General features: G+C 41.8%; 10 protein-coding genes. 5 read left to right on the forward strand and 5 right to left on the reverse strand.

The genetic code is table 11. The annotated features are described in order from the left end of the window. The first annotated feature begins 23 nt into the window (after positions 1-23). From QHT84_RS07770 to pheT, 4 genes are all read left to right on the forward strand, one after another. Positions 24-3,110 (forward strand): efflux RND transporter permease subunit, encoded by a 3,087-nt coding sequence (locus tag QHT84_RS07770; RefSeq protein ID WP_283238992.1) that lies wholly within the window; start codon positions 24-26, stop codon positions 3,108-3,110. A 47-nt stretch (positions 3,111-3,157) separates the two neighbouring features. Further along, positions 3,158-4,420, forward strand: a complete 1,263-nt coding sequence (locus QHT84_RS07775; RefSeq protein WP_283238993.1) for a TolC family protein — start codon at positions 3,158-3,160, stop codon at positions 4,418-4,420. Between the two features lie 30 nt (positions 4,421-4,450). Continuing rightward, entirely contained in the window at positions 4,451-5,314 is an 864-nt protein-coding gene (locus tag QHT84_RS07780) for a bestrophin family protein (RefSeq protein ID WP_283238994.1), read from the forward strand. Between the two features lie 205 nt (positions 5,315-5,519). Continuing rightward, the gene (gene pheT / locus QHT84_RS07785; RefSeq protein WP_283238995.1) at positions 5,520-7,943 is read left to right on the forward strand and encodes a phenylalanine--tRNA ligase subunit beta; all 2,424 of its coding nucleotides are present in this window, start codon (positions 5,520-5,522) and stop codon (positions 7,941-7,943) included. Positions 7,944-8,087: 144 nt separating this feature from the next. On the opposite strand, the gene QHT84_RS07790 is transcribed toward pheT, so the two are convergent. Beyond that, positions 8,088-8,654, reverse strand: a complete 567-nt coding sequence (locus QHT84_RS07790; protein ID WP_283238996.1) for a fasciclin domain-containing protein — start codon at positions 8,652-8,654, stop codon at positions 8,088-8,090. A 201-nt stretch (positions 8,655-8,855) separates the two neighbouring features. Here QHT84_RS07790 and QHT84_RS07795 point away from each other — a divergent pair, with 201 nt between their 5' ends. Next, positions 8,856-9,572, forward strand: coding sequence for a hypothetical protein (locus tag QHT84_RS07795; protein ID WP_283238997.1), 717 nt, complete (start codon positions 8,856-8,858; stop codon positions 9,570-9,572). Positions 9,573-9,623: 51 nt separating this feature from the next. Here the strand turns inward: QHT84_RS07795 and rpsA are convergent, their stop codons facing one another. The 4 genes from rpsA to porQ all read right to left on the reverse strand — a co-directional run bounded on the left by rpsA (position 9,624) and on the right by porQ (position 14,827). Further along, positions 9,624-11,396 carry a 30S ribosomal protein S1 gene (gene rpsA / locus QHT84_RS07800; protein ID WP_283238998.1) on the reverse strand — a complete coding sequence of 591 codons (1,773 nt, stop codon included), beginning with the start codon at positions 11,394-11,396 and terminating at the stop codon, positions 9,624-9,626. A gap of 360 nt (positions 11,397-11,756) precedes the next feature. Then, entirely contained in the window at positions 11,757-13,013 is a 1,257-nt protein-coding gene (locus tag QHT84_RS07805; protein ID WP_283239013.1) for a nucleoside permease, read from the reverse strand. A 71-nt stretch (positions 13,014-13,084) separates the two neighbouring features. Continuing rightward, positions 13,085-13,777 (reverse strand): (d)CMP kinase, encoded by a 693-nt coding sequence (gene cmk / locus QHT84_RS07810; RefSeq protein WP_283238999.1) that lies wholly within the window; start codon positions 13,775-13,777, stop codon positions 13,085-13,087. Positions 13,778-13,795: 18 nt separating this feature from the next. Then, positions 13,796-14,827: a type IX secretion system protein PorQ gene (gene porQ, locus QHT84_RS07815; RefSeq protein WP_283239000.1), complete on the reverse strand. Its 1,032-nt coding sequence runs from the start codon at positions 14,825-14,827 to the stop codon at positions 13,796-13,798. Positions 14,828-14,942: the final 115 nt, after the last annotated feature.

The following is a 14,942-nucleotide window of genomic DNA, read 5'->3' on the forward strand; positions in this document are numbered from 1 at the left end:
ACCATCTCAAATCTCAAATTACAATGAGTTTATCCACTATAAGTATCAAGCGACCGGTTTTTACCATTGTAATCAATTTGTTGATTATTCTCTTCGGAATCATCGGTTACAGCTATTTAGGGGTGCGTGAATTTCCTTCGATCGATCCGGCGCAGATTTCCGTGCGAACCAATTACACCGGAGCCAACGCCGACATTATTGAATCGCAAATTACCGAACCGCTTGAAAAAGCCATCAACTCCATCGATGGTATTCGAAATATTACCTCTTCCAGCAACCAAGGTTCGAGTAACATTACCATCGAATTCAAACTCGAAAAAAACTTAGAAGAAGCCGCTAATGATGTGCGCGATAAAGTGTCACAAGCCATTCGGAGTCTGCCGCAAGACATCGATGCGCCGCCGGTAGTTTCGAAAGCCGATGCCGATTCGGATGCCATTATTTCCATGACCGTTCAAAGCGATACTAAAAGCGTATTGGAGCTGAGTGATTATGCCGAAAATGTCATAGCCGAACGCTTGCAAACCATACCGGGCGTGAGCGGAGTACAAATTTGGGGACAAAAGCGTTACGCCATGCGCATTTGGCTCGATCCTGTAAAACTAAACGCATACGGTGTAACGGTCTCCGATGTCAGAACGGCCTTAGACAAACAAAACGTCGAATTGCCATCCGGGAAATTAACCGGTGCCAATACCGAACTAACCGTAAAAACACTGGGAAATTTATCCAACGAAACCGAATTCAACAACATTATCATTGTAGCCAACAACGACAAAATTGTACGCTTAAGTGATGTGGGGCGCGCCGAATTAGGTCCGGAAAACCTGGAAACCCAATTTAAAGCCAACGACCAATCAATGGTAGCTTTGGCCATCGTACCACAACCGGGAACCAATTATTTGGCGATAGCCGAAGAGTTTTACAAACAATACGAAGGATTCCAGAAAGATTTGCCGAAAGACATCAAGTTGAATGTGGCTTTAGACAATACGGTTTTTATTAAGAAATCGATAGTGGAAGTAGCCGAAACGCTATTGATTTCGGTAATCTTGGTGATTTTGATTATCTTTTTGTTTTTCCGCGACTGGTCTATTGCTTTCCGTCCGCTTATTGATATTCCGGTATCGTTGATTGCTACGTTCTTCATCATGTACTTGTGTGGCTTTTCGGTGAACGTGCTGACGCTATTGGCGATTGTTTTAGCCACCGGTTTGGTGGTAGACGACGGAATTGTAGTCACCGAAAACATCTTCAAAAAAGTCGAAGAAGGCATGTCGCCTATAGAAGCCGCGATCAAAGGTTCTAATGAAATTTTCTTCGCCGTAATCTCAATTTCCATCACGTTGGCGGCCGTGTTTTTACCGATTATCTTTTTGGAAGGTTTCGTGGGGCGACTGTTCCGAGAATTCGGGGTCGTCATTGGTGCGGCCGTTTTGGTTTCGGCCTTTGTGTCGCTTACCCTAACACCCATGTTGAACGCCTATTTGATGAAAGGCGGCGAGCAAAAGAAAACCAAATTCTATACGTTTACCGAACCGTATTTTGAGGGCTTAAACAAGGGATATGCCTCGGCTTTAGAACGTTTTATGCAAAAAAAATGGCTGAGCTTTCCTATTGTTATCATTTGTTTCGGGTTGATTGCGTTGTTCTTCAAAATTTTACCCAAAGAAACGGCTCCTTATGACGACAGAAGTTTGGTAATTGTTGGGGTTACTACTCCGGAAGGCGCCACATTCGACTATACCGACCGATTTATGGAAGACATGTCAAAATTGATGAATGACAGCATACCGGAGAAAAAAATCGCTTTGGTGATTACATCGCCGGGGTTTCTATCGTCATCTGTGAATACGGGTCGAATTCGTTTGGCTCTTAAAAATCCGGAGGAAAGAGAACGCTCTCAAAAAGAAATCGCCGACGATTTTTCGAAATGGACTAAAAAATATACCGAAGCCAAAGTAACCATATCAGAACAGCCTACCATTGCTGTAAACCGTCGTGGCGGGTTGCCGATACAGTACATCATTCAGGCTCCGAACTTTGAGAAATTGCGCGAAAAGATTCCGCAGTTTATGGAAGAAGCCAACAAAAGCGAGGTATTTTCCACCGTGGATGTGAATTTAAAATTCAACAAACCCGAAATCAACGTAACCATCGATCGTGAAAAGGCGGAGAGCTTAGGGATCTCCGTTTTAGATGTGGCGCAAACGCTTCAATTATCCTTGAGCGGACAACGTTTCGGCTATTATATGCAAAACGGCAAGCAATACCAAGTGATTGGCCAATTTGACGAAAAAGACCGCGATGAACCCTTGGATTTGACCTCCATGTTTGTCAAAAATAACAAAGGTGAACTGATTCAGTTAGACAATGTGGTACAAGTTGAAGAGCAAAGCAACCCGCCACAGTTATTCCACAATAACCGCTATATGTCGGCTACCGTTTCGGCCGGTTTAGCCCCGGGCAAAAGTATGGGTGATGGTATTGAAGCTATGGATGAAATCAAAGCCAAAGTGTTAGACGATACCTTCACTACCGATTTGGGTGGAGAATCGCGCGATTTTGTGGAGAGTAGTTCGAATACTTCGTTTGCTTTCGGCTTGGCATTATTGCTGATTTATTTGATTTTAGCGGCCCAATTTGAAAGTTTTATCGATCCGTTCATTATCATTTTAACCGTACCTATGGCGGTAGCCGGAGCATTATTTTCACTGTGGTTGTTTGGTCAAACTTGGAACATTTTCAGTCAAATCGGAACGGTAATGCTGATAGGGCTGGTGACGAAAAACGGGATTCTGATTGTAGAATTTGCTAACCAACTTCGGGAACAAGGATTACCGAAATACGAAGCGATTATCCAAGCCTCGGAAGCGCGTTTGCGCCCGATTTTAATGACCAGTTTAGCCATTGCTTTGGGTGCGTTACCGATTGCATTATCGCTGGGAGCGGCTTCTACCAGCCGCATCGGAATGGGCGTTGTGATTGTAGGCGGAACCATTTTCTCTTTAATTCTGACCTTGTTTGTGATTCCGGCCTTCTATTTAATGTGGTCGAGAGCCAAAAAACACCGTCCGGAGTTTGATAATTTAGAAGCTTTAGAGAAGTAATTATGAAAATCAAATCGATACATATCCTCACTTTGATCTTGGCTCTTATGCCAAAAATACAAGCGCAGGAACTTTTGAAACTGGAAGATGCCGTTAAAATAGCGTTGGAAAACAACTACGACATTAAGTTGGCTAAAAACGAACTTAAGATGGATGAACTCAACAATAGTGTCGGCAATGCCGGTATGTTGCCCACCATCAATGCCTTAGTGACCGATAACAACAGTATCACCAACACCAAACAAACCCAAGCCGATGGCTCGGAGAGAACTTTAGACGGTGCGCGAAATATGAACCTGACCTACGGTGTAGGTTTGGATTGGACGGTTTTCGACGGATTGCGCATGTTTGCCCGAAAAGAGCAACTCAACATTCTGCAAAAACAAGGGGAAGCCGAATTGAAATTGGCCATACTCACTAAAATCAGCGACGTGTATTTGAACTATTTTGACTTGGTGCAACAGCAGCAACAATTGGCGGCGATTGATACAGCCATTGTGATTTCACAAGAAAGAGTCACTATGGCGCAAAATCGTTTCAGTATCGGTAAGGCTTCTAAACTAGAGGTGTTGAATGCGCAAGTCGATTTGAATACCGATAAAAGTTTGCAACTCCAACAACTGGAAACCTTAAAAAACACCAAGATTCGACTAAACGAAATTTTAGCGCGCGATGTACAAACCGAGTTTGCAGTGGCCGACGCGATTTCGGTGGACGAGCAACTGAAATACGACGAGTTGAAATCGGCTGCCGAAAGTCAGAATCCGCAATTGCAAGCCCAAATGCTCGCCAAGAACAGTGCCGAACAACAGTTGAAGCAAGTGAAAGCCGGTCGTTATCCTACGATACGTATTACTTCGGGCTATAATTTTTCGCGCTCGGAAGCCTCGTTAGGGTTTATTACTCAATCTTCCAACCGTGGCTTCTCCTATGGTTTCAATGCTACGCTGCCTATTTTTAACGGCAATCTGCAAAACCGCAACGAAAAAATTGCCAAAGTACAAGTGGAAAACGCCATCGTTACTTTGGAACAGCAAAAAAGAAGTTTGGAAAGCCAATTGAATGCAGCCTTTGCCAGTTATACTACCAATTTGGAACTGACCAAAGTGGAAGCCAAAAATCTGGAAATCGCAGGGCAAAACTTAACCATTACGATGGCTAAATTCAAAATCGGAACCATAACACCTATTGAGTTCCGCACCGCACAGCAGAATTTTTTGGATGCTAAAGTACGCTACAGTAATGCGGTATATTTAACCAAAATTCACGAAATCACTCTAAAAGAATTGGCCGGGAATTTGAGTTTTTAATGTATTTTTGAACTCAAATCAACGACACCCATGGTAAAATACAACCCGAAAGACTGGATTACCTTTATTTTCCGATTTCACAAAGCCGATACCTTCCGTCAATTATTCCCGATGATGATTTTTATCGGATTGTATTCGGCAGCCATTTGCTATTTGGAAGTCGAATATTGGAAACTGTCAGATACCAGTCATGTGAAAAACATTTCCATCATGCACGGCATGTTGGGTTTTGTGATTTCGTTGTTATTAGCTTACCGAACCAACACTGCCTACGATCGTTGGTGGGAAGGCCGAAAACTCTGGGGCTCGTTGGTCAATAACAGTCGGAATTTAGCGATTAAACTATCGGCCATTTTAAAAGACGAACACGACAAAAAATACCTGCGCTTTTTGATTCCAACCTACGCTTCCATCCTATCCAAGCATTTGAGCAACGAAGAAGTCGGGCAACTTTTGTTTGAAAATGTGGCGCTGAAAATTAATTTGGAAAAACACAAACCCAATCAGGTGGCACAAGTGTTGTTTCAAAAGATACACGACCTGCATCAAGCCGGAAAAATTTCGGGGGACCAATTGATTATTTTGAATGCCGAAGTGCAATCGTTTACCGAAGTGTGTGGTGCCTGTGAACGTATCAAAAACACGCCTATTCCCTACTCCTACAGCGCCTTTATTAAGAAGTTTATTTTCTTTTACGTCATGACATTGCCTTTTGGCTACGTATTCAATTTGGGCTATTATGTGGTTCCGGTCGTGGTGTTTATTTTTTATGTTTTGGCTTCTTTGGAATTGATTGCCGAGGAGATTGAAGATCCGTTCGGGAATGATGAAAACGATTTGCCCACAGCGAAAATTGCCGAAAACATTAAGCGACACGTGGAAGAAATCCTGTAATGTACTGCCTATGGGGCAACCTGTAAAAAGCATACCAACGCTATCGCTAGCCCCGATTGCAGCAAGTGCCGTGCACTGCGGAAAGCGGGAGTCTGTTTTGTAAACACGCAGGATGTGCCGCTCCTCATAAACCTATCGACAAACGACACAATTTTGTTTTATCTCTCATCTGCAATACTTATATTTGCAGCCTTAATTTACACTCATGAAGATTTCATACAACTGGTTAAAACAATTCATTAAAACCGATTTAAAATCAGAAGAAACGGCAGCCCTACTCACCGATTTGGGGTTGGAAGTGGAAGTAGTCGAAAAATACCAATCGGTGCGCGGCGGTTTGGAAGGTGTGGTTGTGGGTCATGTGCTGACTTGTGAAAAACATCCCGATGCCGACAGATTAAAAATTACTACGGTTGATTTAGGAGACGGAGCGCCGGTGCAGATTGTTTGCGGTGCTAATAACGTGGCAGCCGGACAAAAAGTACCTGTGGCCACCATCGGTACCCAATTGTTTGACAAAGACGGCCAAGAGTTTGAAATTAAAAAAGGAAAAATCCGCGGGCAAGAAAGTCATGGTATGATTTGCGCTGAAGACGAATTGGGCTTGGGCAACAGTCATGACGGGATTATGATTTTGGATGAGAAACTAAAACCGGGAACGCCGTGTGCGAAAGTTTTCAATATTGAAAATGATGAAGTGTTCGAAATAGGGTTAACTCCCAATCGCGCCGATGCGATGTCGCACATGGGTGTGGCTCGTGATTTGCGTGCCAGTTTGTTGCAAAAAAACAGCAACATCGAATTGATTACGCCATCGGTAAGTACGTTTCGCATTGACAAAAGAACATTAAAAATTGACGTGGATGTTAAAGACAGCAAGTTGGCTCCGAGATATTGCGGTGTTACCTTGTCGGGCATTACCGTTAAAGAATCTCCGGAATGGTTGAAAAACCGTTTGAAAGCCATTGGGCTTACGCCGAAAAATAATATTGTTGACGTCACCAATTATATTTTACACGACTTAGGACAACCGTTACACGCTTTTGATGCTGCTAAAATCAATGGCAAAATCATTGTGAAAACGGTAGCAGCCGGCACCAAGTTTACCACTTTAGACGATGTAGAAAGAACTTTACACGAGGAAGATTTGATGATTTGCGACGAAAAAGGACCATTGTGTTTGGCGGGTGTTTTTGGCGGAAAATCGTCGGGGGTTACCGAAACGACGAATACCATTTTCCTGGAAAGTGCTTACTTCAATCCGGTTTCGATACGAAAATCGGCTAAAAGACATAGTTTGAATACTGATGCTTCTTTCCGTTTTGAAAGAGGAATTGACCCTAATATTACCGAATTTGCTTTAAAACGTGCGGCGCTATTGATTAAAGAAGTAGCCGGCGGCGAAGTGACGTCGGACATTATTGATGTGTATCCGAAAAAGATTGAAGATTTCCCGGTATTCCTGCACTTTGATAAAGCCAATAAGTTGATTGGTCAGGAATTACCGAAAGAAACCATCAAGAAAATTTTGGCTTCATTAGACATCAAAGTCACCACGGTTTCTGATGCCGGTTTGGGTTTAATCATTCCGTCGTACCGCGTGGATGTACAGCGCGAAGTGGATGTAATTGAAGAGATTTTACGCGTGTACGGCTACAACAACATCAACTTTACCAAAAAATTAAACGCTACGGTAGCCAATTCGGCCCGTACCGAAGATTATAAAGTACAAAATATCGTAGCCGCGCAATTGAACGGTTTAGGTTTTCACGAAATGATGGCCAATTCTTTAACTACGCCGGATTACGTTGGTTTGTCGGCTATGCTGAAAGAAGAATACAATGTGATGATGTTGAATCCGTTGAGCAATGATTTATCGGCCATGCGCCAGTCGTTATTGTTTTCCGGTTTAGAAGCCGTGTCGTATAACATCAATCGCAGAAACGGTGATTTAAAACTATTCGAATTCGGAAAAACGTATCATAAATTACCTTCGGGCTATGATGAACCGAAACACTTGACTTTATTTGTTTCCGGAAACCGCAACGAAGAAAGCTGGACCAATCCGCAAAAACCAAGTGATTTCTTCTTGTTTAAAGGGTATGTCGGTTCGATTTTAGAGCGTTTGGGTATTGCCAAAATTCAAAACAAACCAGCGGCTTCTGATGTGTTTGCCGAAGGTATTGCGATAGCTTGCGGAAATGACACTTTGGTGGAATTCGGCACCGTGAAGAAATCGATTTTAAAACATTTCGACATCAAGCAAGAGGTGTTTTATGCCGATTTTAATTGGAACCTGATTCTAAAATTGATTGGCAGCAAAATCAAATTTACCGACATTCCGAAATATCCGGAAGTACGCCGAGATTTAGCACTTTTAGTGGATGAAACGGTGGCATTCGATGCGATTTACAACATCGCCCGTCAAACCGAAAAATCACTATTAAAAGACGTGAATTTGTTTGATGTGTATCAAGGCAAAAACTTGCCCGAAGGCAAAAAGTCGTATGCGGTAAGCTTTACGCTCCAGGACTCTTCCAAAACCTTAACCGACGAGCAAATTGACAAAATCATGAGCAAGTTGTTAAAAAACATGGAAAACGAATTGGGTGCCAGTTTGCGACAATAATTACCCGGATTTTGTCATTTCGACCGCTGGGAGAAATCAATTATGATTCCAACGTTGACCAAATAATACAAAAAAATGCCCGAATGACTTCGGGCATTTTCTTTTATACAAAACATAATTTGAAGCCGTTTACGACCTGAGAATTTATGATTTCGGCGTTACCACTGCATCAATCACATGAATAACACCATTAGATTGATTGACATCAGCTATGGTTACTTTCGCGCTCTTTCCGTTTTCATCGGTTAGGTATACTTCATTCCCTTTCATCCAAGCCGTTAATGTACCGCCACTAACGGTTTTCAACGTGGCTTTTCCGTTTCCTTTTTTAATGGCGGCGATTAAATCGGCTGCACTTAGGTTACCGGCTACCACATGATAGGTCAAGATCGTTTGCAAGAGTTTTTTGTTTTCGGGCTTTAAGAGTGTTTCTACAGTTCCTTTCGGCAACTTGTCGAAGGCGGCATTGGTAGGCGCAAAAACCGTAAACGGACCTTTACCTTGTAACGTTTCTACCAAGTCGGCGGCTTTTACAGCGGCTACCAAAGTGGTGTGCTCTTTTGAATTTACGGCATTTTCGATAATGTTTTTGGATGGATACATCGGAGCGCCTCCAACGGTTACTGTTTTTTCTTTTTGACCCAAAGCGTCATGACTCACCATAAATACCAAAGCAAAAAAAGTGCTGGCTAAAAAGTTTCGTGTTTTCATAATAATTTAATTGTTTTAGAGTTATAGCCGCATGTACGCCAATGGATGGGCCTTGGTTTTTGGGAATCGCTCTTTTCTGAAAACTTTAACAACTGTAGAAAAGTAATTTTGACCGACAGTTGCGAAAAATTGAAAATTAATTTTGTAATTTTCATCATCTTAAATACCAAGCTACCAACGATTTAATAAAAGTCACGCATTATGTTGTCCCGTAAAGTAAACCTTCAGGAAGAATTGCTTTCCGAAAGAAAAAAATCCCAATCGGAAGCCGATGTTTTAAGTCAGGTATTATCCGTTTTAGCCGAAAACGAAAAAGCGCGTGCGGCCATTTCGGAAACATTACACACCAAAAGTTCGACAAAATCGAATGCGCTCCAGTTTGATTTACTGGAAACCGACCGGATTTTCCACCTTGACCACATCAGAACTATTTGTATCGATTACCGACTGCGTTTTTTGGACAGTAGTATATTTAAAAATGACATTCCGGAGGAAGCAATTTCCAAAATCAGAATGCTGGAGAGAGAACATAACACTTCTTTGGAGGGTTTTAAAATCATAGCGCCGAGTAAAGCGTTTCACTTGCTCAATTACGACGACCCGTTGCTGTTTGTGCCTATCGGAAACGACTATTACTATTTGGTACACCAATGGGGAACCGAAATCAATCCGTGGCGCAAGTTATTGGTTTTGCCTTTCCGAAATTTGGGTAGCTTTACCCTGACGGCCATTCTTTTTAGTATCCTGATTGCGTTGTTGGTTCCCGAGAATAATTTAAGTAAATCGGTTCCGATGGCTTCTTTCATTGTATTCTTGTTTGCCTTCAAATCGATTTTTGCCGTGTTTGCTTATTACTTCTTTATGATGGGTAAAAACTTTAATGAAGAAATTTGGAAGCGGGAATATTATAACAATTAAAAATAAAAAAAGCCCCGATTTCTCGGGGCTTTCTATTTAATCAGAAGAGAATTATTTTTTCTCTTTCTTTTCCATTTTCGCTTTTAAGTCGGCCAAAATATCATTGTTATCTCCTAAAGTTTGAGCAGGAGCGTTGTTTGAAGAAGCTACATTTTCAGTAGCTGCTTTTACGTTTTTCTCCTCTTCTTCTCTGAAGATAGCGGTATGAGAAGCTACGACTCTTTTGAATTCTTTGTTGAACTCAATTACTTTGAATTGGGCTTCTTCTCCTTTTTTCAATTTTTTACCGTCTTCTTTTTCCAAGTGACGTGTAGGGATAAACGCTACTACATCATCTCCGAAATCAACAGTAGCTCCTTTGTCAACAATCTCAGCGATAGTTCCGGTGTGGATCGTTCCTACAGCGAAAGCATCTTCATGTTTGTCCCAAGGGTTAGCGGTTGTTTGTTTGTGACCTAAAGACAATTTACGGCCTTCCACATCCAACTCTAATACGACTACATCTAATTTATCACCTACGTTAACAAATTCTGACGGGTGTTTGATTTTCTTAGTCCAAGACAAATCAGAGATATATACCAAACCGTCGATTCCTTCTTCTAACTCTACGAAAATACCGAAGTTAGTAAAGTTTCTAACGATTCCGGTGTGTTTAGAACCTACAGGGTATTTAGAGGTAATATCTGTCCATGGATCTTGCGTCAATTGTTTGATACCCAAAGACATCTTACGATCGTCTCTGTCTAACGTTAAGATAACGGCTTCTACAGTATCACCCACTTTAACGAAATCTTGAGCACTTCTTAAATGCGTAGACCAAGACATTTCAGAAACGTGGATTAAACCTTCAACACCTTCCGCTACTTCAATGAAAGCACCGTAGTCAGCAATCACTACTACTTTGCCTTTCACTTTGTCACCTACTTGTAAGTTAGCATCTAAAGCATCCCAAGGGTGCGCGTTTAATTGTTTTAAACCTAATTGGATTCTGGTTTTCTCATCATCAAAGTCTAAGATAACCACGTTCAATTTTTGGTCTAATTCCAATACTTCGCTTGGGTGATTGATTCTTGACCAAGACAAGTCAGTGATGTGGATTAATCCGTCAACACCTCCTAAATCGATGAATACACCGTAAGAAGTGATATTTTTAACTACACCTTCTAATACTTGACCTTTTTCTAATTGACCGATGATTTCTTTTTTCTGAACTTCGATATCCGCTTCAATCAAGGCTTTGTGTGATACTACCACATTTTTGAATTCGTGGTTGATTTTCACCACTTTGAATTCCATCATTTTGTTCACGTATACATCGTAATCACGGATAGGTTTCACATCAATTTGTGACCCCGGTAAGAACGCCTCGATTCCGAAAACATCTACAATCATACCGCCTTTGGTTCTGCACTTCACGAAACCTTGAACGATTTCTCCGCTTTCGTTAGCCGCAATAACGCGATCCCATGATTTGATAGTTCTGGCTTTTCTGTGTGACAATACCAATTGACCTGTTTTGTCCTCACGAACGTCAATCAATACTTCCACTTTGTCCCCAACTTTTAAGTTCGGGTTGTAACGGAACTCGTTCAATGAAATTACACCTTCCGATTTCGCGTTAATGTCAACAATAGCGTCTCTGTCAGTAATACGTACTACTACACCTTCTACTACTTCTTCTTGGTCGGTTGAGATAAACGTTTTGGTTACTAAGTCTTCAAACTCTTGTAAGTTTTTCTCATCTACCGCGTCAATGCCTTCGGCGTAGTTGTGCCAGTTAAAATCATTTAAAAACGCTTCTTGTTCTTTGTTTAATACAGCCATGCTGATAAAAAAATTTGTATGTTGTGCCGCCTGAGTTTCTTAATGCGAATACAAACACAACAGTGTTAGTTATAAATTGTTAGAACCCTTAAGGAAACTCTACTTCGCCAAAAGGTGTGCAAAAGTACGCATAAAATCTTAATTACAAAACAATTACGCCAAAAAAAACGAGTGTTAGGGCTTGTTTTTTAGGAGCGAATGGTTCGGGTATGCTTGCGGTCCGTTTTCCTGTCATCCACGCTACACGGTAGCTGGCTCCTGCCAGGGCTGGACAGGGATTCGAATCGCATTCTTGGCCACAAAAAAACCCGATACGTTTTCCAATGTATCGGGTTTAATGTTTATTTTATGGCATGGAAACTAATGGCTTACATTCGCCACCGCTTTCGGGTCGTGTTGGTGCTTGAATAGTACGGCAAACAATACCGCAATCACTAAAGAGTACGTCGCAAAAGCCAGCCAGATGCTGTGCCAATCTCTGGCGCCGTCATGCGTAAAAAATTTATCAATGGCCCAACCCGAAGTAAAGCTTCCCAAAACCGCTCCAAAGCCGTTAGTCATCATCATAAACAAGCCTTGAGCCGAAGACCGAATCTTGGCATTGGTAGACGTTTCCACAAACAATGAGCCTGAAATATTAAAGAAATCAAAGGCCATTCCGTATACGATACATGACAATATAATCATCCACAAACCATCGGTTGGATTTCCGTAAGCAAACAAGCCAAAACGCAACACCCAAGCCAACATCGAAATCAACATCACTTGTTTGATACCAAATCGCTTTAAGAAAAACGGTATCGCTAAAATAAACAAGGTTTCCGATACCTGAGAAATCGACATGATAATCGTAGAATACTTCACTACAAAGGAATCGGCATATTCCGGTACATTTTTAAATTCGTCTAAAAACACATCGCCATAGGCATTGGTCAACTGCAAAGCTCCGCCCAAAAACATCGAGAAAATAAAGAACAACGCCATCTTGTAAGTCCCGAACAATTTAAAGGCTTCCAAACCCAACGATTCCACAAACGAAGCTTTTTCACTTTTAGTATGTTGCGGCTTGCACTGCGGTAAGGTAAAAGCGTACAATCCTAACAATAACGCCGCAATTCCGGCTATATAAAACTGATAGGCCGTCGCTTTGTTTCCGGTTAAATTGGTCAGCCACATCGCCGCTATGAAACCAATGGTTCCCCAAACTCTAATCGGAGGAAAATCTTTCACCACATCGCTATCGGCACTGTTTTTCAAAGCGGTATAGGAAATCGAATTCGACAGTGCAATGGTCGGCATATAGCAACACATCGCCGCCAACATCACGTAAATAAAATTATCGGGGGTTGTAACTTGCGGCAAGTAAAATAAAACTAAAGCATATAGTATGTGGAGAATTCCGTAAAGTCGTTCGGCATTCACCCAACGGTCGGCTATAATTCCGGTTAACGTCGGCATGAATAAGGAAGCAATTCCCATGGTGCCAAACACCAATCCGAATTGGGTTCCGTCCCATTGTTTGGTGCCGAACCAAAAATTGGCAATCGTAATCAGCCACGCACCCCAAACAAAGAACTGAAAGAAGTTCATGGCAATTAATCTGTTTTTGATACTCATCATAAATAGTTGGTTTTGGTTGTAAAAAAATAACCCGTAAATCTACTATTTAAATTGAGATAAACAAATAATTATAACGATTTCGAAACTTTCGCCACTAATTCGAGAACCGCTTCAAATTGTTCTTCGCGGGTGAGTGCCGAGTTGTCTATTTCAATGGCGCCATCAGCCATGACTAAAGGCGAATCTTCGCGGTGGGTATCAATGTGGTCGCGTTCTTCCACATTTTTCAATACGGCTTCAAAAGACACGTTTTGTCCTTTCGCCTGCAGTTCATCGTAACGACGGCGTGCTCGGGTTTCCGGACTGGCCGTCATGAATATCTTAAGTTCGGCATCCGGAAATACCACCGTACCGATATCGCGACCATCCATCACAATCCCTTTGTCTTTCCCCATTTGTTGTTGCTGCTCCACCAATTTAGCCCGCACTTCCGAAACCTCAGCAATCTTACTCACATAACCCGACACTTCAATGGTACGGATTGCCGCCTCTACATTGACCCCATTCAAATACATTTCGGCAAAACCCAAATCGGGATTGAACTCAAAATGCAATTTAATATAAGGCAAACTGTTGATTAAAGTTTGCTTGTCGAAAAAATCGGGACCGATGCAACCGTTTTGCATGGCAAAATAAGTCACGGCACGATACATCGCTCCGGAATCGACATACACATAGCCTAGGTGTTTGGCTAATTGCTTGGCTAAAGTACTTTTTCCGGTGGACGAAAATCCGTCGATGGCTATGGTAATCTTTTTCAAAATACTGAGTAAATATTATTAATAACTATTCCCCGAAAAATCGATGGTTAGACCAAACAAACTGGTATTAGCAGCCAACGTGTATCTCGAATACGAATAATTAAATTTTAAATTATTGATTTTCAAACCAAATCCCACCGACAAACCGGAGAAATTTCGCTGCTCTAAAATACGCAATTCTTCGGCTCTTCTGAAATTGTAACCCAAACGAATATTGAATCCTTTTTCGGGAAACAATTCGGCACCCACAATAACGTGACGCAACGCGTTGTTAAAAAAAGATACTTTCTCGGGTGTGGAACTGCCGTCAAGTGAACCTTCTGCTCTATTCGGATTGGAAAAAGCCAATTGCCATTGTTGCATATTCTCTAAGGTTAAATGCCAACGAATGGGTACATTTTCCATCAATTGCGACACCCCTATCATGACTTCCAAAGGCAATTTTTCGCGGGTTTCGGCATACGGTGTAATTTGGGTTCCGATGTTTCGGATGGCAATCGCCCAGTTCACATCGTTGCGCGTATCGATAAACAAAGCGCCGATATCAATGGCTGCTCCGAATGAATTATAACTTTCTAAGGTCGATGAAATGAGCTTGGCATTGGCACCGATGTAAAAATCGGTAAACGGAATATTATACGCATAGCCAAATGTCAATGCAATTTCACTTCCGGTAAATTCCGAGGTTTTTTGCCCGTTCTCGTCATACCCGTCAAATTTTCCGTAATTCACATAATTGACACCGCCGAAAAAAGTTTGCACATGGCGGTCGTAGGTATAGGCATAAGAAGCCGTACCATAGGTAACTTCGCCAAAATAACTCCCGTAATTTAACGAGAGTTTGTTGTCCATTTCCGCATTAATACAGGCCGGATTAAAATGGGCCTGGTTCACATCGTTATCGTAAAACGTCAACACTTTTCCGCCAATAGCCGCTTGGCGAGGCGAGGTAACTAAGTTTAGAAATTGGTATACCGACTTGCCTCCAACTTGCCCAAATGAGGCAAAACCGGCGAGGCAAAACACAGTACAGATGGTATTTCTAAACATTAAAAAAGACTTATGGCTACAACTATAACGAAAATGCGAAGATATTATTTTATATCGGAGGAAAAAAGTTAATAAAAAAGGCATGAGTGGTGACTCATGCCTGTAATTTCTAGCG

The organism is Flavobacterium sedimenticola, assembly GCF_030053345.1.
Taxonomy (GTDB): Bacteria; Bacteroidota; Bacteroidia; order Flavobacteriales; family Flavobacteriaceae; genus Flavobacterium; species Flavobacterium sedimenticola.

Coding starts and splice junctions, on each gene's coding strand:
- QHT84_RS07770 (WP_283238992.1), top strand. CDS start 24: ATGAGTTTATCCACTATAAGTATCAAGCGACCGGTTTTTACCATTGTA.
- QHT84_RS07775 (WP_283238993.1), top strand. CDS start 3,158: ATGCCAAAAATACAAGCGCAGGAACTTTTGAAACTGGAAGATGCCGTT.
- QHT84_RS07780 (WP_283238994.1), top strand. CDS start 4,451: ATGGTAAAATACAACCCGAAAGACTGGATTACCTTTATTTTCCGATTT.
- pheT (WP_283238995.1), top strand. CDS start 5,520: ATGAAGATTTCATACAACTGGTTAAAACAATTCATTAAAACCGATTTA.
- QHT84_RS07790 (WP_283238996.1), bottom strand. CDS start 8,654: ATGAAAACACGAAACTTTTTAGCCAGCACTTTTTTTGCTTTGGTATTT.
- QHT84_RS07795 (WP_283238997.1), top strand. CDS start 8,856: ATGTTGTCCCGTAAAGTAAACCTTCAGGAAGAATTGCTTTCCGAAAGA.
- rpsA (WP_283238998.1), bottom strand. CDS start 11,396: ATGGCTGTATTAAACAAAGAACAAGAAGCGTTTTTAAATGATTTTAAC.
- QHT84_RS07805 (WP_283239013.1), bottom strand. CDS start 13,013: ATGAGTATCAAAAACAGATTAATTGCCATGAACTTCTTTCAGTTCTTT.
- porQ (WP_283239000.1), bottom strand. CDS start 14,827: ATGTTTAGAAATACCATCTGTACTGTGTTTTGCCTCGCCGGTTTTGCC.